This is a genomic window from Paenibacillus xylanilyticus (assembly GCF_009664365.1).
Taxonomy (GTDB): domain Bacteria; phylum Bacillota; class Bacilli; order Paenibacillales; family Paenibacillaceae; genus Paenibacillus; species Paenibacillus xylanilyticus_A.
The window spans coordinates 4,128,611-4,154,540 of the sequence record NZ_CP044310.1 but is presented as its reverse complement, the minus strand read 5'-3'; the positions used below and the strand labels follow the sequence as shown (position 1 = coordinate 4,154,540).

The following is a 25,930-nucleotide window of genomic DNA, read 5'->3' as shown; positions in this document are numbered from 1 at the left end:
GAGGATGATCAATCAATGGACAACCATGTGAAAGATACGCTCAGGAGACTGGAACAGGAAAACACAAGGGAAGATCACTTGAGGCCATTCTTAGAGAATGGAGCAGGAGGGCTATCACCGCCTGAACAAACCGTTCAGGACGAAGGCCGACTGGTCAATCAACAGAACAGGCTGACGAGTGAACGTAATTTGCGAAAATAACCAACAAGTCATGAATATCTCTTATGTACGTTTCTACGTTAACTTTAGATCATGATATCAGCAACATTGTGATGTAACGATGTACTGCGATTTCATGCAAGAACTTGATCCTGCTTATGCGGGAGAAGAGTATAGAACAAAGGCTTGACCCATTTGGGTCAAGCCTTTGTTTATTTTGTAACCTTTGAAATGACTAATTTACAGAGGCAGGATTCTCATAGTCTCCTTCGGAAAGCTTGGCAACCGTCTGTTTAAATGTCTCAATAAAAGCTTCTGCTGCTTTGGACAGTACACGTCCCTGACGGTAAGCGACCACAAGAGTACGACTTGGGACAGGTTCAGCAAGTGGTACATAGACAGGCACAAACTCACTGCGTGGTGCCCTGGCTATAAAGCGTGGAACAAGGGTGATGCCCATGCCTGTTGCTACAAGGGATTGTACGGTTTCAATGTTATTGCTCTCAAATACGACACTCGGATCGAATCCTGCCTGCTGGCACAGATCAAAGGTCAGCTTGCGGAAGCCTTGTCCTTTTTTCAATACAACAAACGACTCGTCCCGAAGCTCCTCCATATGCACAGGAATCGGATGATCCGGATTGCCTCTGACGGCAAGGGGGTGCTGAGGAGGTACGGCCAGATCGATTCGCTCTTCGCCGATGGCAACGTATGACAGGCTTGGTTCCTGCAAGGGCAAGGAGAGCAGGCTGAGATCAGCTTTGCCGCTGGCTGTCAGCTTCTCCAGCGTTAGACCGGCGTCTTCAAGCAATGTAACCTCGATATCCGGATAGGCTTGCTGGTAAGCGGGGAGTACATGCGGCAGAAGGTGGGAACCGGTAATCGGCATGCTGCCCACAACGACTTTGCCTTTGCGCAGCTGGGAGATATCTGACATTTCCTGTCTGAGCAACTCCACAGCATCTACAATTTTTTGGGCTTGCTCCACAAAGGTGACCCCAGCATGGGTCAACTCTACCGTGCTGGTATTACGCTGAAAGAGCAAAACGCCAAGCTCTTTTTCAAGTTTAGACAATTGCTGACTGAGCGAAGGCTGAGCAATATGAAGTTTCTCTGCCGCCCGGGAGAAATTTCGTTCTGCAGCAATCTGCAGCGTATATTGAAGTTGTCTGAATTCCATAAGCACTTGTCATTCCTTTCGTTATGCCACCATTATATCATCATGGATAAATAAATCATTTTTCTGTAATGAATATAGATAAAAAGCATTGACACTCGTGGTGAAGCAACGTAGTATAAGCAGTACATGATAATGATAATTGTTATCAATTAAGAGTCGCTGTGGATACAGTGGTTTATTGTCGTTTAACTCATTATAGGTCAAACCTATTACATCTATAGATATTATATCTTGGAACAATGAAGGACAGGGTGATATATTTATGTCATTCAAGAGCTTCACCGTTTAGACAAAAACAGAGGCTCTTCCAAGGACCGAACTTATGATGAGGTGAAAATGATGAGTAAAAAAACGATGTTTGAGAAAATTTGGGAAAACCACGTAATTCATCAGGAAGAAGGAAAACCGAGCATTCTGTATATCGATCTTCACCTTGTACACGAGGTAACTTCTCCACAAGCATTTGAAGGCCTGCGTTTGTCAGGACGCAAGGTACGTCGCCCGGAATTAACGTTTGCGACAATGGATCACAACGTTCCTACCAAGGATCGTTACAATATTACCGATCCAATCTCCAAACAACAAATTGATACACTTTCTCAAAACTGCCGCGACTTTGGCGTAAAACTGTATGATCTGGATACGATTGACCAAGGTGTTGTACACGTTATGGGACCAGAACTTGGTCTGACTCACCCGGGTAAAACCATTGTTTGCGGTGACAGCCATACGTCTACACACGGTGCATTTGGTGCACTGGCATTCGGAATTGGAACAAGTGAAGTAGAGCATGTCATGGCTACACAATGTTTGCAGCAAGCAAAAGCAAAAACCATGGAGGTTCGCTTCGTCGGGAAGCGTAATCCGGGCGTAACAGCAAAAGACATGATCCTCGCAGTGATTGCCAAATATGGCACAGACTTTGCAACAGGTTATGTTATTGAGTATACGGGCGAATCGATCCGTGAACTCAGCATGGAAGAGCGTATGACCGTATGCAACATGTCTATCGAAGGTGGAGCAAGAGCAGGTATGATCGCTCCGGATGAAACGACATTTGAGTATCTGCGTGGACGTGAATATGTTCCTGCTGGTGCGAAGTTTGATGAAGCTGTTGCAGCTTGGAAAGAGCTTGTTACAGACGAGGGTGCCGAGTTTGATCGTGTTGTAGAGATCGATGTGGAGTCCCTGATTCCGCAAGTAACTTGGGGCACCAGCCCGGGTATGGGAACGGATATCTCATCCAAAGTGCCTGTTCCGGCAGAACTGCCAACTGAAAATGAACGCAAAGCAGCTGAAAAGGCGCTTGAATATATGGGTCTTACACCTGGAACACCGATTTCTGAAATTCCTGTAGACTATGTATTTATCGGTTCTTGTACGAATGGACGGATTGAGGATTTGCGTGCGGCAGCCAAGGTTGCCAAAGGCCATACCGTGTCCAGCAATGTTACGGCAATCGTAGTTCCTGGCTCAGGCCGTGTTAAAATTCAAGCCGAAAAAGAAGGTTTGGACAAAATCTTCACAGAAGCAGGATTTGAATGGCGTGATGCAGGATGCAGCATGTGTCTTGCGATGAACCCGGATGTATTGAAACCAGGACAACGTTGTGCATCAACATCCAACCGTAACTTTGAAGGACGTCAAGGACGCGGAGGACGTACCCACCTGGTATCTCCGGCAATGGCTGCAGCGGCAGCAGTTAAAGGTCACTTCGTTGATGTACGTGACTGGAATTTCAAAACGGAAGCAGTTATCTAACAGGTAACGGACAGAAGGGAGAACGGATCACATGGAAGAATTTAAAACACTGCAAGGCATCGTGGCACCGGTAGACCGGGTCAATGTAGATACAGACGCGATCATTCCAAAACAATTTTTGAAGCGCATTGAACGTACCGGATTTGGACAATTTTTGTTCTACGAATGGCGTTTCGATGAAGAGGGGAATAACAATCCTTCCTTCGAAATGAACAAATCCCGTTATGAAGGAGCATCCATTCTGATTTCCCGTGCAAACTTCGGCTGCGGCTCATCCCGTGAGCATGCACCTTGGGCAATCATGGACTATGGATTCCGGTGTGTCATCGCACCATCTTTTGCAGATATCTTCTATAACAACTGTTTCAAAAACGGCATCCTGCCAATTAAATTGTCTGAAGAGCAAGTAGAAGATCTGTTCCAGCGCACAGCTGCTCATGAAGGCTATGAACTGAATGTTAATCTGGAAAACAAAACGATTACTGATGCACACGGACTGCATATCGATTTTGATCTGGATGAGCACCGTCGTCAATTCTTGCTGCAAGGTCTGGACGATATCGGTCTGACATTGCAACATGATGATGAGATTACAGCGTATGAGCAGCGTCATGCCGCAAAATTGTTTGGATAATCTCTGACATATCGAATAAAAAAGGCTTCTGCTTCTCCGTAGGAACGTTGTTCCGATCTGAGACAGAAGCTTTTTCTATTATTCAGTGCTGATTAATCCTGCTGCGTAGAGCAGCTTGCCATTGGATGCCTGTTTATACAAAGTGATCACCGGTTTCCCTCCTATGAATAAAATGACTTTCATTCTTTCTTTACAATACAAAGTAGATTGAACAGTTGGTTATGTATGAGGATCTTCTTATGGTTCTCATAAAATATAATAGCATCAATAGATGATATTTTTGACAAGATATTCAATTCCTGTTGACTAAAAAGAAGATATTTCTCCAATTTGATTTCTTTTTTCATCGTGGTTCCGACTAAATATGACAACGTTGTAACCGGATAAAAAGCCATTATCTGATAAACTGATTAGTATATTATGGAAGGTTACATAGAGGACAATACGTAGGTACAGAACACAACAGAATGGTGGATGATCTATGAAGAAATGGTCGGCTGCAGTCGTTATCTTTCTGTTCATGTGTTTATTTCCAATCGCAGCCCAAGCAGGTGTCGTGTCCTCAATTGTTCTTGATGGAGTAACCCTTGATCAGCGATCCAGTGCACCAGCAGAAAATGTCGGAAATGCCGTGATGGTCCCAATCCGCATTGTTTCAGAGAACCTCGGTTATCAGGTGAAGTGGGAAAAGGAAACCAAGTCTGTTCTGGTTCAAAAAGGGAGCCGCAGTATTGCAATGACGGCCGGTAAAGATACAGCAACAGTTAATGGAAGGCCTGTAGAATTGGATTCCCCACCTTTGGTCAAACAAGGAACGACGCTGGTCCCCTTGCGCTTCGTCGGAGAAGGCATGGGGCTTGAAGTAGGATGGGACAATGGAACCAAGACAGTCAGCCTACGCAGCGCACCGCCAGTGGCAGAACAAGATGAAGAGGATGAGGCTGCCACCACTCCTTCTCCCAGCTTGAAAGCCGAGCTTCAGAGTATCAGTTTCAGCAGTAATCGATTGATGATAACGACAAGTGGAGAAGTCAAGCCGAAGCTGTCCACTCTCGGTGCACCGGATCGGATTATTGTGGATATGCCTGAAACCACGTTCTCTGAGTCTTTCATCCAAGGACAGGATTCCACTTCGGATGGCAGTGGCAGCATTGTCGTTACAGATTCCACTGTGGTATCCAAGGTACGATACGCCATGTTCAGCCATTCACCATCCACGGTTCGAATTGTGTTTGATCTGAAACAATCCGCTACGGCTAAGTGGTCGCTTGGAGATAACGATGTGCTGCTCGTTGATCTGACAGCAAGTAATGGGGAGTCTGCCAGTCAACCCGCCTTACCAACAGATGACGGCAAGAAAATCGTGATTATTGATCCCGGGCACGGCGGGAGGCAGTCGGGAGCAGTAAGTATTTCCGGAGAGTACGAGAAGGACTTTAATCTTGCAGTGGGTTTGAAAGTACAAGCACTGCTGCAGAAGCATGAAGATATTCAAACGGTGATCACACGTCAGGATGATACTGAACTTTCCTTACAGCAGAGAGTCGAGATGGCAGAACTTAATCAGGCGGATCTTTTCATATCCATTCACGGGAACAAATTTATGACTCCTGATCCGAACGGAATAGAAACGCTCTATAGTCGGATAGAGAGCAAAACGCTGGCCGATGTGCTTCATACACATATCATGCCAGTTGCAGGCCTTAAGGATCGTGGTGTGAAAATGGTCAGCTTGCATGTCACTCGTGAGACGTCCATGCCAGCCGTTCTGCTTGAGCTAGGTTTTATGAGTAATCCAACAGATGAAGCACTCATGCTCACAGAAGATTATCAAGACCGCTGTGCAGAAGCAATTGTAGATGGAATTATAGGATTTTTAGGGCTTTAAGTCCGATTATTCGTAAATACGCAGTTTAGGAAAGCTCGTTGTTTCCAGATGTTTAATTGATAAAAAAGGAAATAAAAAGACATTAAAATGTAGAAAAAGCTTGATTTGACAACGTTTTTTTTCTGTTATGTTGGAATATATTCGCAACTTTTGAGAGTACAAGGCGTCTAATAGGTGTCTGGTAATGCCCACGTGGTCAGTCGGAGCTGTAAGTCACAACATGCGGCGAAAAAATATGAGAATGGTAGGGGTGAAGGATGAAGAAGTTCGGTTTTTTGGTACTGTTATTTGTCTTTGGGCTCGTTTTCCCGGGCTATAGTCATGCAGCTGTGGATACGAAAATTATCCTAGACGGGAAAGAAATTGTGCAGCCATCGGATGCCAAAGCGGAAATCATCAATAGCAAAGTGATGGTGCCGATTCGGGTTATTTCCGAGAGTCTGGGGTACGGTGTGGAATGGAAGCAAAGTACAAGCACCGTGACGATAAGCAAAGACAACACTGCCATGCAGATGATTGTAGGACAGAAGACGGCAACGGTGAACGGCAGTAACGTGAACCTGGATGCCCCGCCACTCGTAAAAAATGGTACGACTCTTGTGCCACTCCGATTTATCGGTGAACAAATGGGTCTTAAGGTGGGTTGGAACAACACAACGAAGACGGTAACATTAGTTACCCAGAATTCAGGTTCCGGAAACGGGACTACAACTCCTCCGAACTCCGGCAATAATGGCGGGAGTACAAATGAGGAAGGTCTTGTACTGGTGAACGGCATCAGCTTCAGTGACAACCGCTTCTTTATTGCAACCAGCGGAGAAACGAAGCCGAACGTCTTCACGATGACAGGACCGAATCGGATTGTTATCGACTTACCTAATACAGCATTTGCTGATTCTTTCAGTGAGGGACAAGCTCTTGACAGCAACCAGAATGGACAGCTTGTAGTCAGCGGTTATCCCGATGTTTCCAAGATTCGGTATTCGTTATACAGCAACAGCCCTTCTACTGTTCGTTTTGTCATTGACCTTTCGAGTGCCAAAGGTTATGACGTTCAAAACGATTCAGGTTTGATTATGGTTGATCTGAACAAGCAAGGCTCGACACCTACTCCTCCAGTTGGAGATAATGGCAAGAAAGTTGTCGTCATTGATGCAGGACACGGGGATCATGATCCTGGAGCAATTGGTGTTACCGGTAAACGGGAAAAGGATTTCAACTTGGCAATGGCTTTGAAAGTGGAAGCACTGCTGAAAAAAGAGTCTAAAATTGACGTTGTGTTAACCCGCAGCGATGATACTTTTCTGGCTTTGAGTGAACGTGTGAAAATTGCCGAAAAGGTAAACGCGGATATTTTCATCTCGATTCATGCCAATAGTGGTCCTGCTGCTGCGAACGGTGTAGAAACCTTCTATACTCGATCCACCAGTAAGGAATTGGCTACCATCATGCACAAATATCTTCTGCAATCTTCGGGATTAAAGGATCGTGGCGTGAAAACGGCAAGCCTCCATGTTACCCGTGAAACGACAATGCCAGCTGTTCTGCTGGAGGGCGGTTTCCTGAGCAATAAGAGTGATGAAGCAGCTCTGTTCACTGAAAGTTTCCAAAACAGTGTTGCCAAGGGTATTGTTGCAGGAATCAAGGAGTATCTGGGAATTAAATAAGGGTTTCCCTTATGATCAGGAGGCGGAGTTAGAATGAACAAAAAGATATGGATTGCAGCACTGCTGGTAACGGTTATGGCAGTTGCTGCCGGATGCGGAAGCAAGCCAACAGCAGCTCCTGCTCCAAGTCAGACTCAAGGGGCAGGTACGGAAGTTAGTGTCCCTGAGGATCAAACGAATGAGAATGAGACAAATGATACAGAAATTACTGATCCTGTAACTGTGGAAACAGAAGGTACGACATCTACACCGGATTCAACACCTTCAAGCTCAGGTTCGGAAGGAACAACTTCTTCGGGAGGAACTTCTACGGATTCGAGCAGTACTTCACAGAGTACAGAGCAAAAAACGATCAAGGTGTTTTATACCGATCCGGAAGAGCTGGATCTGCATGAAGCCACAGCAAATATCTCCTACGCAGCAGATGATGATAAATACAAGGAAGCATTTGCGGCTCTACAACAAACGTCTGATGACAAACTTGTTCCACTGTGGGCCAAAGATATTGAATTGAAGTCCGTAAAATTTGATGCAGGTGCACTTACATTGGATATTCATATGCCTGATACTGCACGTCTTGGTGCAGGTGGAGAAGCCTATGCAATTGATGCCTTGAAGAAAACATTCTTCCAGTTTGATGAAGTCAAATCGCTTGATTTGCTGGTGGACGGGCAGCAATCTGAGAGCTTGATGGGCCATGTCGATCTTGAGCATCCAATGACAAGATCCGAATAGTTTCGCTGCAGCATGTTGTTTTACCGTTTTCCAATGGATATCGACCGTTTTACATGAGAGGGGAAATCATAGGTGACTTTTAAATATAACAATCCATCACACTCTAAAAAAGTAGTATCAGCCGTGCTTGCAGGCATGATGGCCCTTAGCGCTGGCGGAGCTGCCATGGCAGCGGAATCAACAGAAGCGGAGCAGAGCCAGACTGCGGCTGTAAGCAATACGACTGCACCTGCAGGTTTGTTCAGTGATATCAAGGTTGGATACTGGGCTGAGAAGCATGTCTATAAGCTGGCAAACCAAGGTATCCTTCTCGGTAACAATGGTCTGTTCCGTCCTGGAGATGCGGTAACACAACAGGAAGCTGTAACCATGGCGATCCGTTTTATGAACCAGGAAGGCCAGTTAAACGACAGCACGGCTGCGGCATTACCGACAAATATGGAAGTGGGGAATTACTTCAAGCCATATGTGGCTTTGGCACTTCAACTGGGACTGATTGATAAAACGGAAGAAGCTACAGCAGACGTATCTAAAACAACATGGGGACAAAAGCCTGCATCGCGTGAGTGGATTACCAAGCTGCTGATTCGTTCATTGGACAAAGAGGCTGAAGCGAAGGCTCAGAACAGTCAGTCCACTGGCTTCGCCGATGATGCAAGCATCTCCACAGATGGCAAAGGTTACGTCAATCTCGCAGTGAGCCTGGAGCTTGCCAAAGGTGTAGAAGGCAACAAGTTTAATCCAACCGGTTCGGTAACCCGTGCCCAATTAGCGACTTTCTTCAGCAGAGGAGAAGCGTTAACAGATACAGCTTATCCGAATACGTACACGGGTTATGTAACTGGATTAAAAGATGGTCAGATCAGCCTGCTGGTTAATGGTAAAGTAACAAACTTTACGGTGAACAGCAGCACTCCATATTTTACAAAAGATAGTGAGACGCGTGCGGCAGAACCGAATGTTCAGCTCTATACCAAAGTACAGGTAGTTGGATCTGCTGGAAATGCAGCTTATGTGGAAGTCATCGATGCGACGCCGCAGGTGGAGAGCGTCGAAGGTACATTTGCGCGTTCGTTGTCAGGCAATAAAATTGGGATCTTTGTTGGCGAGAACTATGAAACTTACGGGTATGATGAAGCAACGGCATTTATCGACCAGAACGGAAATGCTATCAAGCTTGCTGATATTACAGCTGACAGCATTATTGAAGTACAGCGCGAGACCTTCTCCGCTGACAAAAAGACGGTTGCCATCCGCGTGAAGTCCGGTATTGTCAACAAAAGTGACAGTGGTGTGATTGCGGAAGTGAGCACAACCGGGAAAACGATCAAGTTCACGAATGCAGCCGGAACCACAGAGCAGTTTACGTATGGTGATAACCTGATCATTCGTTATCAGGATCGAATTCTGTCTCTAGCAGAGCTTAAAGCAGGCAGTACAGTGAAATACACAGTAAAGGACAGTGTTCTGCAAAGCATTGAATTGTCTCAGGGTGTTGAGCAGTCTGTACGTGGCACGCTGGTGGAGATTGGTGGCAATCAGTCAACATTGACGTTTAAACGTGAAGGTGGCTCGCTTGAGGCGAAACTGCTGGCTGAAAATCCGGAGGTAGTGATCAGCGGAATCCAGGACGCATCATTGTCAGATCTGATTACAGATGCAACGAATGGTGACCAGGTTGAGCTGACGCTAAATGGTGAAGATCGTGTAACACGAATTCAGGTTATTGGACGTCAGATGGAACCGATGAACGGTGCTTCAGTAGTTTCTTACAACAGTAAAACCAAAGTGTTGACTGTACTGGATAGTAACAAAAAGCCATTTGTATTTACGCTGGATGACAAAACGAAGCTGGACTACAATACAACCAAGCCTACGCTTGCAGGATTGGAATCGCTATTGAACGAAGGGCGCAAACTCGATCTGACGTATGTCGGAACCAGAGCGTTGTCCGTAAAAGTCATTTACAAATATGAAGGTACGTTTAGCGGCTTAGATACAAATAAAAAAACCATCAGCGTATTGTCTGGGAATCAAACAATCACGGTCCCTTATTCTACGGTTCCGGCAGTAGAGATCTACAACAAGTCTGGAGCAAGTCTGAGTGACCTGAAGATTGGTGATAAAGTAACCGTTACGCTTGGTTCCAATCAGGATTACGTTCAAAAAGTATCATTGAACACCGTGGCACAATTTGAAGTCGTATCTGTAGAGACCAATGGTCGTGTTCGTGTAAAATCGGACGCACTGACAAGCCAGTTTTACGTGGATCAGGCTGTTTTGACAGGTGAAGGTGGACAAAGTATTACAGCTTCACAACTGACTGCCGGCAATCTGATTAACGTGACTTTCGAAGGAACGACTCATAAAGCGGTTCAGGTCGTGAAACGGACTTTGGCAGAAGTGACTTCTGTTGATGCGACTTCGGTAACGCTGAAGTTGTTTAATGGACAGAGCGAAACCGTACCTGTTAGCGGTGCTGTTAAAGTAATCAAGTCCGGCTCTACATTAACGACGTTAAACAGCCTTACCGTGGGTGACCGTGTTGAGATGACCAAGGATACGGATAATTCCACTCGTTTCAGAGTGATGACCATTATGAGTAAGCAGTTCTGGTCTTATGATGGCGTTGGTAACCAAATCCTGGTTAAACGTGAGTCCACTTCAGATACAAATTACCGTTTTGCACTTGGTACAGGCGTATTTGTTCACCAGGGTGACAACACTTTAAGCGTGCAATCTCTCAAAGATAATGATAATATTGTATTGTATCTCCTGAATAACGTAGTCATGGAGATCCAAAAACAGTAATCGTTTTTTTCGAGGATCAAAAGAATGACCGTCTTGATGCGGGATCTTTCCCCCATCAGGACGTTTTTTTTGCAAGCTTTTTGGCGTCCCATCAGAGCACTCGAAATAAGCTTGGAAAGTAAGTCTCCACACCGTGTGGTGATTTTGTGGGAGGTAGCTCTTCATGAATGCAGCGACGGTTAGGCACATACTCGATACGATGGAAGCGATGTTCCCTGATGCACATTGCGAATTAAATCACAGCAATGCGTTTGAATTGACTGTAGCTGTCCTGTTGTCTGCCCAGTGTACCGATGAAACGGTAAACAAGGTGACCGCAGACTTGTTCCAAAAGTACACCAGTCCTGCCGACTATCTGGCGGTTCCGCTCGAAGAGTTGGAACAGGACATCCGGCGTATTGGCTTGTACCGGAACAAGGCCAAGCATATTCAGAACATGTGCCGTATTTTAATAGAGCAGTATGGCGGTGATGTACCGCAGGAACATGATCAGCTTGTTACGCTGCCAGGTGTAGGGCGGAAGACCGCGAATGTGGTTGTTTCCAATGCATTTGGTGTACCAGCCATTGCGGTGGATACGCATGTTGAACGTGTATCCAAACGGCTTGGACTGGCAGGCTGGGACGACTCCGTACTTGAAGTCGAGAAAAAACTGATGAAGCGCGTACCCCGGGATGAGTGGACTTTAACTCACCACCGGATTATTTTCTTTGGACGCTACCATTGCAAGGCGCAAAATCCCGCTTGTCATATTTGTCCATTGCTGGACGTATGCCGGGAAGGGAAAAAGCGTATGAAAACGTCCCAAATCAGGAAAGATAAGGAACGTGCTACAAGCCCAAAACGAAAAATAAATTAATGACCAGAAGAGGATGAGTAATGATGAAATGCATTTCCGTGTACACTGACAATTTTGAGGCCTTCTCCGATATTTTTGAGCAAATCGTAGAACAGGAAATGGCTGAAAACGAAGAGAAAGAAGTCGAAGGCATCACAGTAAGCCACTCTGGCGACGTGCCTGAGCACTATTTGGAGCGTATGTCTACCAAACCGGAAGTTGTGGTTATGAGAGACAAAGGAAGAGACATCACAATTTTGCAGCATGGCCAAGTATTCGAAATTCTGCTGCCTTCCCTGGAGAATGCTGTTTCCTAATTCTCCTGGTATATGCAAGACATGCTGCATCAATGCTGGCGTTGAGCTTATCACATAAGTTCATGCGAGCATTGAATGCAGCATACATAGCTACGCACAGTGAACATCATTGTGTAATCAATAGAACCATAATTCAGATAAAACCGACAGATCGGTTTTATTTTTTTTAGCAAAAATGATGTTTTCTTTCTGCAACACTTAGCTTCAAATGAACGAAACCGTTCAAATTCGGTTCGTCTAATGTTAAAATACATGTATTATGAGATAAAGACATGACAGGTACAATTAAGAGGAGCCAGGGGGAAGGCCAGACATGACCAGAACAGATTACCCAGTAGAATTGGCTGAACCACTGCTTTCGCTGCGCAAGGCAATGGAGCAGACAGAGGACCATACTTCTGTACATGCGTTAACAGATCTGATGAGCAAAGCAGAGATGAAGCAATTGACGATCGCGTTTTGTGGACACTTCTCTGCAGGAAAATCAAGTTTGATCAATAGTTTATGTGGTAAACGGGTGCTGCCATCAAGCCCTGTTCCGACAAGTGCCAATGTGGTGTCCATTCGCAATGGCGCGCCGCGAGCGCTGATTTATACGGCAGCTAACGAAAGCGCTGACAATCAGGAAGTCCTCGCAGATCCGCTTGAGGTCTCTCCTGAACAACTGGAAGAGTACTGCAAAAATGGCGGTGCATATCGCTCCATTGAAGTGTGGGATGACATCCCTTTGCTGGCAGATGATGCTGTGCTGCTGGATACACCAGGTGTGGACTCGACTGACCGGGGACATGGCTTGGCAACACATTCGGCGCTTCACCTTGCTGATGTGGTCTTTTATGTGATGGATTATAACCATGTTCAGTCTGAGAGCAATTTGTCTTTTGCCAAAAGCCTTTCCGATTGGGGGAAGCCGCTGTTTCTCATCGTGAATCAGATTGATAAGCATAGGGAACGGGAGCTGGCGTTTGACGAGTATGTGAAAGGTGTAGAGGCGATTTTTGACGCGTGGGAAGTCAGATATGATGGGCTCTTGTTCACTTCGCTTCGTGATAAGGATCATCGTTATAATCAATGGCATGTGCTCCCTGATTTGATTCAACACATGTTGAATGAGAAGGAAGCACTCATTCGTCATAGCCTTGCAAGTTCGGCGAGCCATATTACCGAGCAGCACTTAATCAGACAGGCTGAACAGCGAGAGGACGAAGAGGCAGCTCTGCTGGAGGAAATCGGAGGACAGGAAGGAATTGAACGACTTGAACGAGAGCTGGATAAGTTAAAGGCTGAAGAAGACGAACTTCGTGCAAAGCCCTCACGGGAGCGTGAGAAGTTCCGGGGGGAGCTGGAGTCCCTTTTATCGAATGCCAACCTCACTCCTGCAGATATCCGAACTTCGGCTGCAGCCTATCTTGAGAGCCGGAAACCTGGTTTTCGGGTAGGATTGCTTTTCTCAGGTGGGAAGACCGAACAGGAAAAGCAGCGCCGTGCTGCTGAGCTCGTTAAAATGCTGCAGGATCAAACTTCGGGTCAAGTGGAAGTGCATATTCGCACGATGCTTCGGAAGCTGGGAGAAGCTCATCAGCTGTGGAGCCCGGATTGGGAACAGGCATTGAATATCGAACTGCCTGTTTTGGATGAAGCACTATTGGAGATGAAACGGAGCGCTGGCGCAGAGGTGTCTCCGGAGTATGTGCTTCAATTCAGCAAGGAGGTGCGGGGCGAAATTGAGGCCCGCTACCGCAGGTCGGCCATGATGCTGGCCGACCGGATGCTTGAAGCGCTGGGCGCGCAGGGCGAAGCCGCGCTTCAGGCGCTGGACGCCAGCCGCGCAGCGGTGCTGGCGCAATCCGCGGCGGCGGCGCGCTATACAGCGCTGCAGCGCACCGCCGCCGCCGAGGCAGCAGGGCTGCGCAGCCTGCTGCCTCCTGCGGGCCCTCTCCCCTCCGGGCTGTTGCCGGAGGTGCAGGGCCCGCATGTGCCCGCGCAAGAGCCGAGCGAAGCTCACGGCTCTGACACGGGCACATCCGCGTCTGTGACTGCGCAGCCACAGACGGAAGCGCCGCCGCGCAAAGCTGCGGCGCACAGGCAGCCGGCGGCTGGCGCACAGCGCCGCCGGCGCCTCGACGCAGCTGCGGCACGGCTGGAAGCCGCAGCTGCGCTGGTAGAGCCGTACCCCGCCATGGGGTCGGCGGTACGGGATCTGCGTGCACGCGCGGCTTCGCTTGCGGGCGGCACGTTTACCCTGGCGCTGTTCGGAGCCTTCAGCGCCGGCAAATCCTCCTTCGCCAACGCGCTGCTGGGCGAAGCTGTACTCCCTGTATCGCCGCATCCAACGACAGCGGCGATTAACCGGATCATGGCTCCGGCTGGAGGCGCGGAGCATGGAACAGCCCGGGTCCGCATGAAGACCCTGGCCGCATTTCAGGAAGATCTGGCCTATTCCTTCCGTTTGCTTGGATTGGGCGAACCGGGAGCGGATTGGCAGAAACGGGTCCAATCCTTATCGCCACAAGATGTGCATCCCGCAGGACGGCCGCACTACAGCTTCCTGCAGGCGGCTGCTGCAGGCTGGGATGACACGATGGATCAGCTTGGTCAAGATGTGCAGGTAGACCTTAACGGATACCGAAATTTTGTGGCCAATGAACGGAAATCCTGCTTTGTCGACAGCATTGATCTGTACTACAGTTGTGACGTTACCGAACAAGGCATTGTGCTGGTCGATACACCTGGGGCCGATTCGGTGAATGCCCGTCATACGGGTGTTACATTCAATTATATGAAGAATGCAGATGCGCTTATCTTTGTAACCTACTACAACCATGCTTTCTCCCAGGGGGATCGACAGTTTCTCAACCAACTGGGACGGGTAAAAGACAGCTCGGCCATGGACCAGATGTTCTTTGTGGTGAATGCCAGTGATTTGTCATCATCCGAAGAAGAACTTGAACAGGTACTGGAGCATGTCAGTACTCAGCTTCGAACCAATGGGATTCGGGCCCCGCGGTTATTTCCGGTTTCCAGCCTGCTTGCCATGGAAGGCAAAAGCACGGGAGATGCGGATATGCTGGAGCAATCGGGTTTCATTCGTTTTGAGGAAGAGTTTAATCGGTTCGCTGGAACAGAACTTGCTGACCTTGCCGTAGGAGGTGCTGCCGAAGAACTGTCGAGGGTTATCCAGCGATTAGATCAGCGTGCGCACGATGCCGTTCAGGGCGAAGAAGTGCTGCAGCAGCGGAGACAGGAACTGCATGCCGTCATGGATCAGTCACTCGTTCGAATCCGAACCCTTGCCGAGCGCTCCATGAGAGAAGAGCTTGCTCAGGAGACGGCTGAACTGCTCTTTCATGTCAGACAGCGGCTGGGTTACCGACTGGGTCTCTTCATGGCAGAAGCGTTCCATCCTTCCGTTCTTCGGGAAGACCGAGGTAATCTAAAAGGGGCATTTGCAGCATGCGGACGTGAACTGCTGCGTATGATCGCTGTAGAGCTGGAACAGGAATTGCTTGCGACGACACTCCGACTGGAGCAGGCAGGGAAGAGCTGGTTAATGAGGCAGATCGATGATTGCGTTCAGGAACTTAAAGAGCGATCAGGCGGAATGGATCTTTCGCTTGCTTTTAATGAGAACTGGAGTACACCTGTGCTCGAGGAGATTCGGCTGGAGGAACCGTCAGGATGGAAAGCGTATCTCAGTTACTTCCGCAACCCGAAGCAATTCTTTGAAGGTGAAGGGAGACAACGACTTCAGGAAGCGCTCGATCCGGTCATCAAACAAATGGTGGCTGGCGTTCTTCCGGCAGCACAGGAAAAACTGGTCCAGTTCTATGATGCCCAACTGCATCAGTCATTGCAGCATCAAGCCAGCCAGTTGGAAGATCGACTGAAAGAAGCTGTTGCCGCATTGAATGAGACACTGACAAGTGGCGTTCCAGCCGAGGAATGGCACAGTCTTTCAGCACAAGTGCAGCAATTCGTACACGAATAAGTATACACGTAGAGTGTATGCATATGTATCTGCAAAAAGGCTCCTGACCGACCAGGTCAACCAGGGAGCCTTTTTTTGTCCGAACAACCTGAAACAAAGAGAATATTCAAACATTTGATTGATAGGTGGTCTTTTATTCCTGTTAATGACGCATTAAGGAGAAAGTAGCCTGAATATGGTCAGTTATTCGCTTTGCCGCGAATGGGGGACGGTGATAAACTTCATAAATGTTCATACCGTTTTTGAACGAGACAAGAGGAGGAGAAACATGGATGTTCTCAGGCAACTGCAAACCTTTTTTTGGGAAAAGCGCACGTATTTATTTGTATCAATCTTGTTCCTCGCCATAGCGACTGCGCTCGGGCTGGTGTATCCGAATTTGCTCAGGGTACTGATTGATGATGTCATTATTCCGCGCAATTTTGAAGACGTTCCCATACTTGCTTTAACCGTGTTAGGTGTTGTGATTTTGAAAGCAGGAATGCAGTTTTTACACGGATTCTATGGAGGACGCCTTGGTAACTTCCTGGCGTACCGACTGCGTAACGCATGTTACGAAAAGCTTCAGTTTTTATCCTTCCGGTATTATGATACGGCCAAGACGGGTGATCTGATGTCCCGCCTCACGGGAGACCTGGAAGCCATCCGCAACTTTATCGGATTTGGCTTTGCACAGATTCTGAACATGGTTTTAATGGTCGTATTCGGCGCAATTATGATGATGACGATGAGTTGGCAGCTTACCTTGCTGACACTCATATGTATTCCTCTGCTTGCCTTTGTTGCGCTAAGATTTGAATCCCAGATCCACCCTGCATTCCAGGAGATGCGACTGGCGCTCAGTTCATTGACGACAGCCGTACAGGAAAATATCACTGGAGTGCGTACCGTAAAATCCTTTGCACGTGAGCCTTACGAAGTGGAGAAGTTTTCCACACGCAACGAGCGTTACAAAACGAATCAGATTCATGCTGCAACGTTGTGGAGTCGCTATTTTCCCATCATGGAAATTCTTGCTTCTGTAAGCGTTGTACTCCTACTGGTCATCGGAGGAAGAATGGTTATCAATCAAACGTTGTCCCTTGGTCAACTCGTTGCCTTTTTCAGTTTGATTTGGTACATAATCGGACCTATGTGGAACCTTGGATTCCATATCAACAACTATACACAATCCAAAGCTTCTGGCGAACGGGTGCTGGAACTGTTGAATACACCGGTGGACGTGCAGGAGACAGAAGATCCAATCATTGTTGAAGCTGATCAGGTTAAGGGACATGTAACGTTTGATTCCGTAACCTTTGCGTATGGCAATAAAATGCCGGCCGTAACCGATATCAACTTTGATGCACCTCCGGGTACGGTTATCGGTTTCCTGGGAGGCACAGGTTCCGGTAAGTCCACCATTATTCAGCTCTTGATGCGTGCGTATAACGTCAATTCGGGAACCATCAAGCTGGATGGTAAAAATATTAAGGACATGGGGATACGCAGCTTGCGCAGCCAGATCGCTTCTGTTTTTCAGGAAACGTTCCTGTTCTCTTCCAGCATACGCAACAATATCTCGTATGGTCTCAAAAACGTAAGTATGGATGATATTATTCGGGCAGCGAAGCTGGCCAAAGCACATGATTTCATTATGGAGTTTCCGGACGGATATGACACGGTTGTTGGTGAACGTGGCATGGGTCTGTCCGGGGGTCAGAAACAGCGGATTGCGATCGCTAGAGCATTGCTCAAAAATCCGAAAATTCTGGTACTTGATGATGCGACCAGTGCAGTCGATATGGAGACCGAGCATGAGATCCAGTCCGGTTTCCAGGAAGTTATGCGAGGAAGAACAACCTTTATCATTGCACACCGGATTTCCTCACTGCGACATGCAGATGAGATACTGGTACTGGATGAAGGGCGTGTCGTTCAGCGCGGTACACACAAACGTCTTATTGAAGAACCTGGACCATATCAGGATGTTTACAAAATTCAATACGCAGACTACATCGCCCGCGGCAAGCGGGAGGCTGGGGAGCAGGTGAACTCATGAGTGCCGAAACGGTAGCAGACAGGCGCGAGGTCAAAGGGACCTCAGAAAAGAATTTAAATGAACGATTCGTCTATCAGGACGATGAGATCATTGAGAAACCGTTTAACTGGAAAGAATTTGGACGTTTGTTCGGTTATATGAAACCTTACGCAAGGCAGCTTCTGCCGCTGATCATATTGATGATGATTTTGGGGACGATTACGAAATTATCGGTTCCTTTCTTGATCAGTCTGGCAATTGACAGAGCCATAGCACCGGAGAGCGGACTGCCAAGCATGACCCTGTTATATATTATTGGGGGTTCGGTACTCCTGCTCTATCTCATTCAATGGGCGGCCAACACGTACCGGATCAAATTAACCAACATTATAGGACAGCGGGTTATTTATGACCTTCGCTCGGATCTGTTCAAGCATATTCAGAAACTGTCCTTTAACTTTTTTGACAAAAGACCTGCTGGGTCCGTACTCGTTCGTGTCACGAATGATATCAACTCATTGCAGGATTTGTTCACCAATGGTGCGGTCAACGTCATGATCGACTGCGTGCAGTTGTTGGGAATTATCGTCATCTTGATGCTCATCAACTGGAAACTCGGCCTTGCGGTTATTATTACAGTACCGATCATGTTTATTATTTCCACCAAGCTGCGGGTATTGATCCGCCGTGCCTGGCAGGATGTACGCATGAAGAACTCCCGCATCAACTCCCACTTGAATGAATCCATTCAGGGGATCCGCGTTACTCAGGCGTATACACAGGAAAAAGAAAACATGAAGTACTTTGACAACATGAACATGTCCAGCAAAAAATCATGGGACAAAGCATCAGCCATGAACCAGGGCTTTGGACCGCTCATTGAAATTACCGGCGGTTTCGGTACATTGATCCTGTTCTGGTTTGGTGCGTACTTGATTCAAGATGGTCAGTTAACGGTTGGTTTGCTTGTAGCCTTCGCCAACTATGTCGGTAACTTCTGGGATCCGATCAACCGTCTGGGCCAGATGTACAATCAATTGCTGGTAGCCATGGCTTCCTCCGAACGCATTTTCGAATTCATGGATGAGGAACCAAGCATTGCGAACAAACCGGGTGCGAAGCCGATTCCTTCTATTAAAGGCGATATCGTATTTGACAATGTCGTTTTTGAATACGAGAAAGGTAGACAGGCGCTTAAAGGAATCAGCTTTAAGGCCGCAGCAGGTGAGTCCATTGCACTGGTTGGTCACACCGGCTCGGGAAAAAGTACAATTATCAACCTGATCAGCCGCTTCTATGATATTTCCGGAGGAAGACTGACGATTGACGGCCATGATATACAGGATATTACGGTTGAGAGTCTGCGTAGTCAGGTAAGCATTGTCTTGCAGGATACCTTTATCTTCTCCGGAACGATTCGAGACAATATTCGATTTGGCAGACTGGACGCAACCAATGAAGAAGTGGAGGAGGCTGCGAAGGCGGTCAATGCCCACGAGTTTATTATGAAGCTGCCTGGTGGATATGATACGGAGGTTGAAGAAAGAGGAAACGTGCTGTCCATGGGACAACGGCAGCTGCTGTCCTTCGCCCGTGCCTTGCTCGCGGATCCACGGATTCTTATTCTGGATGAAGCAACAGCAAGTATTGATACCGAGACAGAGCTCAAAATTCAGGAAGCATTGAAAGTGCTGCTTAAAGGCAGAACCTCTTTCATGGTCGCTCACCGACTCTCGACGATCCGGAATGCAGATAACATTATTGTGCTCGATCACGGTGAAATCAAGGAAGAAGGAAACCATGAGCAACTTATCCAGAAACAAGGAGTTTATAATGGATTAATAGAAGCTCAATACAGATTTTTGTAAAAATTGATCGAAAAAACACAAAAAATCTTGTAAAATTCACAAGAAAAATAGGGAGCACCCTTGCAATCTTTAACCAAAACCCCGAAAATAGAGAGACAGATATAGAAGATTTCTCTTTGGGAGGATTGGAAAGAACATGTGGGGTGCTCCTTTTACGGCTCAAGCCAAAAAAATGCTACTGCTGGGTAGCGGAGAATTGGGAAAAGAGGTCGTTATTGAGGCCCATCGACTGGGAGTTGAAACGATTGCTGTTGATCGTTATGACAATGCACCTGCCATGCAGGTAGCACACCGGTCTTACTGCATCGACATGTTAGATGCCGAAGCTTTGAAACAATTGATTCGCAAGGAAAAACCTCATTACATCGTACCAGAGATCGAAGCGATTGCGACAGAAGCGTTGTTGGAGCTTGAAGAAGAGGGATTTTGTGTTGTGCCGACGGCACGTGCTGCCCGTTTAACCATGGACCGCGAAGGCATCCGGCGGTTGGCGGCAGAACAATTGAAACTTCCGACAGCAGCCTATCTATTTGCGAACAACTTGGAAGAGCTTCAAGAAGCCGTTCGTGAACTGGGTACACCTTGTGTGATCAAACCATTGATGAGTTCTTCCGGTAAAGGGCAGAGTGTATGCCGCACGCCGGATGACGTGGAGAATTGCTGGAATATCGCTCTGTCTGGAGCGCGCGGCAAATCTGTACGTGTCATCGTGGAGAGCTTTGTGAAATTTGACAGTGAAATAACGCTGCTCACCGTAAGATCTGTATCAGGAACTGTATTTTGTCCTCCGATTGGTCACATTCAGAAGGATGGAGATTATGTCGAATCTTGGCAGCCGCATGCAATGACTCCGCAGCAATGGGAGCAAGCTTGTCATATTGCCAAGTCTGTGACCGATGAGCTAGGTGGTTATGGGCTGTTCGGTGTCGAACTCTTCTTGACTTCGGACGGAGTTGTGTTCAGCGAGGTATCCCCTCGTCCGCATGACACAGGTATGGTTACCATGGTAACGCAAGATAGCTCCGAGTTTGCGCTGCATGTGCGTGCAATTCTGGGTTTCCCTGTGACAGATGTACATCTGCTTACACCTGGAGCTTCAGCTACGCTGAAAGCCAATCATGAAACATCCGACTTTACTATAGGCGGGATTGAAGAAGCACTGGCTCTTCCACGTACGCAGGTTCGTGTGTTTGGCAAACCTGAGGTCAAAGTGGGACGCCGGATGGCTGTGGCGCTTAGTGCAAGCCACGATGTGGAAGAAGCTCGAAAAACAGCGGTTCAAGCCGCAAATATGCTGAAAGTGGAGGTAAATCATGTCCAATAATGCCCAGGCCCCTGTACTGACGATCCGAGAGTGTGAACTGCGAGATGCTGAAGCGGTAACGGGACTGATGCGAGAGGTCAGCTATCCGACAACAGCCAATGTTATGAAAGAGCGCATTGAAGGTTTGGAGAGTAATCCAAACGCGTGCATGCTTGTTGCCGAAGTGGATGAACAAATTATTGGTATGATCGGCTTGCAATGTGTGCAAAGTCATGCCTATCCAGAACCTGCCGCCCAAATTACGTCCTTGATTGTAGGGCAAGAGTACCGTGGAGGCGGAATTGGCCGTCGTCTGATGGCTCGTGCTGAGGACTGGGGCAGACAGCAAGGTGGGAAACAATTGTTTGTCACCGGTGCGAATCGTGAAGTTGCTTCATCAACGTATTCTTTCTATGAGCACATTGGCTTTCAGAAGAGAGGATATCGTTTCAGTAAAGTCCTTCTATAGAAAAGATTCTTCAAAACAAGGTACCTATTCCTCAACCAGATTGTTGATGTACAGGTAACTCGAGACATTCGGACCAACATTCCGGATGTCTTTTTTTTGGTTAAATAAGGACGCCCCCTAAGGGTTGGTTTTCATATATGATAGTGTAGTAGGCGGTTCACATGGATAAAGCAGTTAAGCTTTATACCATTGATACAGGCAATGAGCTTATCATTTCATAACTATAATTCAACTACTACTGCACTTACGGATATAGGCTCATGTCTTATAGCATGACTTAAACAATTAAACCGATTTAATGCTTTTGAAACGCTATTAAAGATTACAAAAAAGTAACTTTTCCATAATTTATAGGTTCACATCACTCGTATGAATTGGTATACTGCTAGAGTATTAATTACAAAGTTGTAACTAATTAATTTTCGAGGAGATGAATGAATTTGAAAAAGAACTTGTTGAAAACCGTCGTCGCTGGAAGTCTGACAGCTGTACTGGCCGTAGGAATTATGCTCCCTGCTTCTGCTTCCGCGGCAGAGGTGTCCACATATAAAGCTACAATTAAACTTACGGATGCAACTAGCCTGAAAACATTGCTTGAAAAGTGGATGAAGGATAACGGAATTACGGTATCGAATGGTCAGGTTGTTCAAAAACCAGCAGCACAGCCTGAAACAACGAAGCCAGAAACAACAAAACCGTCTCAACCAACGCAAGAAGAGAAACCAGCGGCTACGCCAACGAAAAAGCCTGAGAACAGCAGCAACTCTGGTAATGCGAACAACACAGGTAAAACTGGTAATAACTCAAGCAACAGTGGTAATGAGTCAACTCAATCCGATTTTGCAGCACAGGTTGTAAAATTGGTGAACGCTGAGCGTGCCAAAGCAGGTCTAAGCGCACTGGCATCCGATGCACTTCTGGATAAAGTCGCGCTTGCCAAAGCAAAAGACATGAGCAACAACAACTATTTTGATCACCAATCACCAACGTATGGTTCTCCTTTTGATATGATGAAACAATTTGGAGTAACATACAGCTACGCTGGTGAGAACATAGCCAAAGGTCAAAAAACGCCTCAAGAAGTAGTTACTGCATGGATGAACAGTGAAGGACACCGGGCGAATATCCTGAGCAAAAACTTTACTCAAATCGGTGTTGGATACTACAACGGTTACTGGGCTCAAGAATTTATCGGCAAATAAGTCATTTGAATGAATAACGTTCAGATTTAATTCGGAAAAAGGTTATGTCAGCACAGCGAAATCTGTGTGAGGCATAGCCTTTTTCCATTTATAAAACTTTTAAAAAGAAAGAGCGGCAAAATTTGCAAATTAACGACAGAACATTTATGTTATTTAGAAAAAGCGTCATCTTAAAGTCAAACCATTTTAAACTATAAGCACCCAACCAGGTGTACATGAGCGGAGATGTGATGAATGAAAAGAAAAACCCTTGATTCAGCGCCATGGATCTGGAGAACAATCAGTACGGTGTCCATTTTGGCAACGCTTTTGCTATTATTCGGTTTTGGTTATGCCATAAAAGACGTCATTTATCCTGAGGGGGATTCAGCTTTAGGCACGGGGCAGTCGACGAAAACACCAGCCGATGAGGCCAGCAAACCCGCAGCTCCAGTTGATGATGGTAAAATTCGAATAGCCGTTATTGGTGATTCTCTGGCTAGAGGCACGGGAGATGATGAAGGACTGGGCTTTGTAAGGCGTGCAGGCAATATTTTAAAGGAACAGGGACATGATGTTCAGGTACTGAACAACCTGGGAGTCAATGGCCTGAGAACGGATGCATTACTAAGTAAACTGGATGAGCAAGGTGTACGTTACGTACTCCAGCAATCCAACTTTATTTTATTGTCCATTGGAGCTAACGATCTCTTTCAGGGTGGTCAGGTATTGCAGGGTGAGGACCCGCCGAGTGCCGAAAAGCTGGCTGCTGTATTGCCGGAAACGTCCAAGCGTCTCCAGGAAATTTTGAAGAAAGTTAAAGAGATCAATCCGGAAGCACAGATTGCGTACATAGGTCTTTATAACCCGTTTGGGGACGTCAAGGAGCTGGAGGTACCCGGCAACGCGGTTGTAGCTGCATGGAATGATGCTGCGCTCCAAATTTTGAACCAAGAGGATAAGATGACACTTGTACCCACCTTTGATCTGTTTGAAAATCACCTGGGCGAATATCTCTCTTCCGATCACTTCCACCCGAATGGTGCAGGATACGAGGAGATTGCGGTTCGGATCGCTCAGGAATATCAGGCTGAAACAACGGCAGAAGGGAGCACGAACTAATGGCAGAGCCGCAGAGCGATTATGTACTGTCTGTGCAGCATCTTAAGAAAAAAATAGGACGTAAATGGATTATCAAAGATGTCACTTTTGAAGTGAAGCCTGGAGAAATTTTTGGTTTTCTGGGACCGAACGGAGCGGGAAAAACAACAACCATTCGCATGCTCGTTGATCTGATCAAACCGACAGAAGGCAATATTAAAGTCTGTGGTTATGATGTGAATCGTGACCCAGAGCGTGCTCTGCAATACGTCGGTTCCATCGTGGAAAATCCGGAGGTGTATACTTACCTGACAGGTTGGGAGAATCTGGAGCACTTTGCCCGGATGCAGCCTGGTGTGGATCATGCCCGTATTCAGGAAGTGGTGGATATTGTCCGTCTGGATCAACGAATTCATGATAAAGTGAGAACCTATTCGTTAGGCATGCGCCAACGGTTGGGGATCGCCCAGGCCCTGCTTGGACGCCCACGTCTGTTGATTCTGGATGAACCTACCAACGGACTTGATCCCAAAGGGATTAAGGAGCTTCGGGTGTTTATCAAACAACTTGCAAGCGAAGGGATGGCTGTATTTGTCAGCAGTCACCTGCTGAGTGAAATTCAGCTTTTGTGTGACAGGGTCGCGATTATAAGTGCAGGTCGCGTTCTTGCCGTTGGCGGTGTAGATGAATTAATTGAAGATCACTCCAAATTCGCCATATGGCATGTTTCACCTCTGGAGGAGGGCAGGAAAATGCTGCTTGACGCAGGTATTGCGTTAGTGGATCGCCCAGCCGAGGTGATGGATGATACCATTATCGCAGGGCTTGGATCCAATGCGGTTGTGGCTGAAATGCACGAGGAACGCATCGCAGGTCTTGTGAATCAGATGGTTCAGGCAGGAATTCAGGTTGAAGGTGTACAGCGTGTTCAGCCAACACTGGAACAATTATTCTTAAAGATGACTGAAGGTGAATCCATTGAGTAATATCATGCCGCTCATCCGAAATGAAACGATTAAGATGGTGAAGAAGAAACGTCTTTATATTATATTTATTGTACTTGCGGTACTGGTTCCGATGTTTACGTATGCCCAGATGAAATCTGCGGAAAATAACCGCGACAAGTTTGGTGGCGACTGGAGACTTGAACTTCAGCAGGCAATCACGGATAATCAAAATTCACTGGGCAGTGACCGGGTGCCTGAGGAATACAAAAAGTACCGTACGGTTTATATCCAGCAGATGCAATACTATCTGGAAAATGACGTGAACCCGAAGGAGCCCAATGGTGTAACGTTTACCCGGGAATTCATGAATAATGCGGTTGGTTTGTTTATCCCGCTGCTTATTATGGCCATTGCCTCGGATCTGGTGTCGGGTGAGCGCACAACGGGTACCATCAAGATGCTGCTGACTCGGCCGGTCAAACGCTGGAAAGTACTGCTCAGCAAACTGGTCACCCTAATTATGTTTGTGTCTATAATCGTCGTATCTGCGTATATTATCTGTTACGTTATATCAGGTGCAGTATTCGGTTATAAAGGTTTCGGCATGCCGATCTTTACCGGATTCAAGGTTGTGGGTACCGATGTGGATCTGTCTGCCGTACACGCTGTGGATCAATGGCTGTATCTTCTCATGCAGGCAGGATTGATATGGTTTGTGAGCGTCATTGTGGCCATTCTGGCTTTTATGGTTTCCGTACTGGTTCGCAGCACGGCAGCAAGTATTGTTATAATGATGGCTGCACTTATCGCAGGAACCATTCTCACGAATATGGCTGCCTCTTGGCAGTCAGCCAAATACCTGTTCATGGTTAATCTGGAACTTCCGGATTATTTGTCCGGCGGATTGCCACCGATTGAAGGAATGAATTTGGGTTTTTCCCTTATTGTGCTTAGTGTTTGGGGCATTGCCTCACTCATTGTGTCATTCCTTGTCTTTACGAAACGGGATATCTTGAATTAAAATGGACAAGGATAAGAAAACATCTGTTTGCATTTTAGGCAT

19 protein-coding genes are annotated in these 25,930 nt (G+C 46.9%); 18 read left to right on the top strand and 1 reads right to left on the bottom strand.

The window, feature by feature from the left end:
* Window positions 1-15: 15 nt before the first annotated feature.
* Complete coding sequence (locus F4V51_RS18285) at window positions 16-201, top strand: hypothetical protein (RefSeq protein ID WP_095361880.1); 186 nt, start codon at window positions 16-18, stop codon at window positions 199-201.
* Window positions 202-394: 193 nt separating this feature from the next.
* Here F4V51_RS18285 and F4V51_RS18280 read toward each other — a convergent pair whose 3' ends face one another.
* Window positions 395-1,339, bottom strand: a complete 945-nt coding sequence (locus F4V51_RS18280; protein WP_153979147.1) for a LysR family transcriptional regulator — start codon at window positions 1,337-1,339, stop codon at window positions 395-397.
* 339 nt (window positions 1,340-1,678) lie between these two features.
* On the opposite strand from F4V51_RS18280, the gene leuC reads away from it, so the two are divergent.
* The 17 genes from leuC (at window position 1,679) to F4V51_RS18195 (ending at window position 25,888) form a co-directional block, all read left to right on the top strand.
* Window positions 1,679-3,100: a 3-isopropylmalate dehydratase large subunit gene (gene leuC / locus F4V51_RS18275; protein ID WP_153980763.1), complete on the top strand. Its 1,422-nt coding sequence runs from the start codon at window positions 1,679-1,681 to the stop codon at window positions 3,098-3,100.
* Between the two features lie 31 nt (window positions 3,101-3,131).
* Window positions 3,132-3,734, top strand: a complete 603-nt coding sequence (leuD, locus tag F4V51_RS18270; RefSeq protein ID WP_095292742.1) for a 3-isopropylmalate dehydratase small subunit — start codon at window positions 3,132-3,134, stop codon at window positions 3,732-3,734.
* A gap of 481 nt (window positions 3,735-4,215) precedes the next feature.
* Window positions 4,216-5,622: an N-acetylmuramoyl-L-alanine amidase family protein gene (locus F4V51_RS18265; protein WP_153979146.1), complete on the top strand. Its 1,407-nt coding sequence runs from the start codon at window positions 4,216-4,218 to the stop codon at window positions 5,620-5,622.
* A 257-nt stretch (window positions 5,623-5,879) separates the two neighbouring features.
* Window positions 5,880-7,289 carry an N-acetylmuramoyl-L-alanine amidase family protein gene (locus F4V51_RS18260; RefSeq protein WP_153979145.1) on the top strand — a complete coding sequence of 470 codons (1,410 nt, stop codon included), beginning with the start codon at window positions 5,880-5,882 and terminating at the stop codon, window positions 7,287-7,289.
* Between the two features lie 33 nt (window positions 7,290-7,322).
* A complete protein-coding gene (locus F4V51_RS18255; RefSeq protein ID WP_153979144.1) occupies window positions 7,323-8,024 on the top strand; it encodes a GerMN domain-containing protein in 702 nt (233 codons plus the stop codon).
* Window positions 8,025-8,096: 72 nt separating this feature from the next.
* A complete protein-coding gene (locus F4V51_RS18250) occupies window positions 8,097-10,835 on the top strand; it encodes an S-layer homology domain-containing protein (RefSeq protein WP_153979143.1) in 2,739 nt (912 codons plus the stop codon).
* A 163-nt stretch (window positions 10,836-10,998) separates the two neighbouring features.
* Window positions 10,999-11,694, top strand: coding sequence for an endonuclease III (gene nth, locus F4V51_RS18245; protein ID WP_127540382.1), 696 nt, complete (start codon window positions 10,999-11,001; stop codon window positions 11,692-11,694).
* A 23-nt stretch (window positions 11,695-11,717) separates the two neighbouring features.
* Entirely contained in the window at window positions 11,718-11,990 is a 273-nt protein-coding gene (locus tag F4V51_RS18240) for an NAD/NADP transhydrogenase alpha subunit (RefSeq protein WP_095292936.1), read from the top strand.
* Between the two features lie 313 nt (window positions 11,991-12,303).
* Entirely contained in the window at window positions 12,304-15,978 is a 3,675-nt protein-coding gene (locus tag F4V51_RS18235; RefSeq protein ID WP_153979142.1) for a dynamin family protein, read from the top strand.
* A 268-nt stretch (window positions 15,979-16,246) separates the two neighbouring features.
* Window positions 16,247-18,019 carry an ABC transporter ATP-binding protein gene (locus tag F4V51_RS18230; protein WP_153979141.1) on the top strand — a complete coding sequence of 591 codons (1,773 nt, stop codon included), beginning with the start codon at window positions 16,247-16,249 and terminating at the stop codon, window positions 18,017-18,019.
* Window positions 18,016-19,866, top strand: coding sequence for an ABC transporter ATP-binding protein (locus tag F4V51_RS18225; protein ID WP_153979140.1), 1,851 nt, complete (start codon window positions 18,016-18,018; stop codon window positions 19,864-19,866). Before F4V51_RS18230 ends, F4V51_RS18225 begins: the two co-directional genes overlap by 4 nt.
* Before the next feature lie 136 nt (window positions 19,867-20,002).
* On the top strand, window positions 20,003-21,190 hold the full coding sequence (purT, locus tag F4V51_RS18220; protein WP_153979139.1) for a formate-dependent phosphoribosylglycinamide formyltransferase: 1,188 nt from the start codon (window positions 20,003-20,005) through the stop codon (window positions 21,188-21,190).
* Window positions 21,180-21,638, top strand: a complete 459-nt coding sequence (locus F4V51_RS18215; RefSeq protein WP_095292715.1) for a GNAT family N-acetyltransferase — start codon at window positions 21,180-21,182, stop codon at window positions 21,636-21,638. Before purT ends, F4V51_RS18215 begins: the two co-directional genes overlap by 11 nt.
* Window positions 21,639-22,078: 440 nt before the next feature.
* Window positions 22,079-22,840, top strand: coding sequence for a CAP domain-containing protein (locus F4V51_RS18210; RefSeq protein ID WP_153979138.1), 762 nt, complete (start codon window positions 22,079-22,081; stop codon window positions 22,838-22,840).
* Window positions 22,841-23,074: 234 nt separating this feature from the next.
* The gene (locus F4V51_RS18205) at window positions 23,075-23,941 is read left to right on the top strand and encodes a GDSL-type esterase/lipase family protein (protein ID WP_153979137.1); all 867 of its coding nucleotides are present in this window, start codon (window positions 23,075-23,077) and stop codon (window positions 23,939-23,941) included.
* Window positions 23,941-24,906, top strand: coding sequence for an ABC transporter ATP-binding protein (locus F4V51_RS18200; protein ID WP_153979136.1), 966 nt, complete (start codon window positions 23,941-23,943; stop codon window positions 24,904-24,906). The genes F4V51_RS18205 and F4V51_RS18200 overlap by 1 nt, the downstream gene beginning before the upstream one ends.
* Window positions 24,899-25,888, top strand: a complete 990-nt coding sequence (locus F4V51_RS18195; protein ID WP_153979135.1) for an ABC transporter permease — start codon at window positions 24,899-24,901, stop codon at window positions 25,886-25,888. The genes F4V51_RS18200 and F4V51_RS18195 overlap by 8 nt, the downstream gene beginning before the upstream one ends.
* Window positions 25,889-25,930 lie beyond the last annotated feature (42 nt).

Bases quoted from the DNA above. Each gene is read 5' to 3' on its own strand.
- F4V51_RS18230 (WP_153979141.1), top strand. From the start codon at position 16,247: ATGGATGTTCTCAGGCAACTGCAAACCTTTTTTTGGGAAAAGCGCACG.
- F4V51_RS18200 (WP_153979136.1), top strand. From the start codon at position 23,941: ATGGCAGAGCCGCAGAGCGATTATGTACTGTCTGTGCAGCATCTTAAG.
- F4V51_RS18280 (WP_153979147.1), bottom strand. From the start codon at position 1,339: ATGGAATTCAGACAACTTCAATATACGCTGCAGATTGCTGCAGAACGA.
- F4V51_RS18215 (WP_095292715.1), top strand. From the start codon at position 21,180: ATGTCCAATAATGCCCAGGCCCCTGTACTGACGATCCGAGAGTGTGAA.
- purT (WP_153979139.1), top strand. From the start codon at position 20,003: ATGTGGGGTGCTCCTTTTACGGCTCAAGCCAAAAAAATGCTACTGCTG.
- leuD (WP_095292742.1), top strand. From the start codon at position 3,132: ATGGAAGAATTTAAAACACTGCAAGGCATCGTGGCACCGGTAGACCGG.
- F4V51_RS18205 (WP_153979137.1), top strand. From the start codon at position 23,075: ATGAAAAGAAAAACCCTTGATTCAGCGCCATGGATCTGGAGAACAATC.
- F4V51_RS18240 (WP_095292936.1), top strand. From the start codon at position 11,718: ATGAAATGCATTTCCGTGTACACTGACAATTTTGAGGCCTTCTCCGAT.
- nth (WP_127540382.1), top strand. From the start codon at position 10,999: ATGAATGCAGCGACGGTTAGGCACATACTCGATACGATGGAAGCGATG.
- F4V51_RS18285 (WP_095361880.1), top strand. From the start codon at position 16: ATGGACAACCATGTGAAAGATACGCTCAGGAGACTGGAACAGGAAAAC.
- F4V51_RS18255 (WP_153979144.1), top strand. From the start codon at position 7,323: ATGAACAAAAAGATATGGATTGCAGCACTGCTGGTAACGGTTATGGCA.
- leuC (WP_153980763.1), top strand. From the start codon at position 1,679: ATGAGTAAAAAAACGATGTTTGAGAAAATTTGGGAAAACCACGTAATT.
- F4V51_RS18225 (WP_153979140.1), top strand. From the start codon at position 18,016: ATGAGTGCCGAAACGGTAGCAGACAGGCGCGAGGTCAAAGGGACCTCA.
- F4V51_RS18235 (WP_153979142.1), top strand. From the start codon at position 12,304: ATGACCAGAACAGATTACCCAGTAGAATTGGCTGAACCACTGCTTTCG.
- F4V51_RS18260 (WP_153979145.1), top strand. From the start codon at position 5,880: ATGAAGAAGTTCGGTTTTTTGGTACTGTTATTTGTCTTTGGGCTCGTT.
- F4V51_RS18265 (WP_153979146.1), top strand. From the start codon at position 4,216: ATGAAGAAATGGTCGGCTGCAGTCGTTATCTTTCTGTTCATGTGTTTA.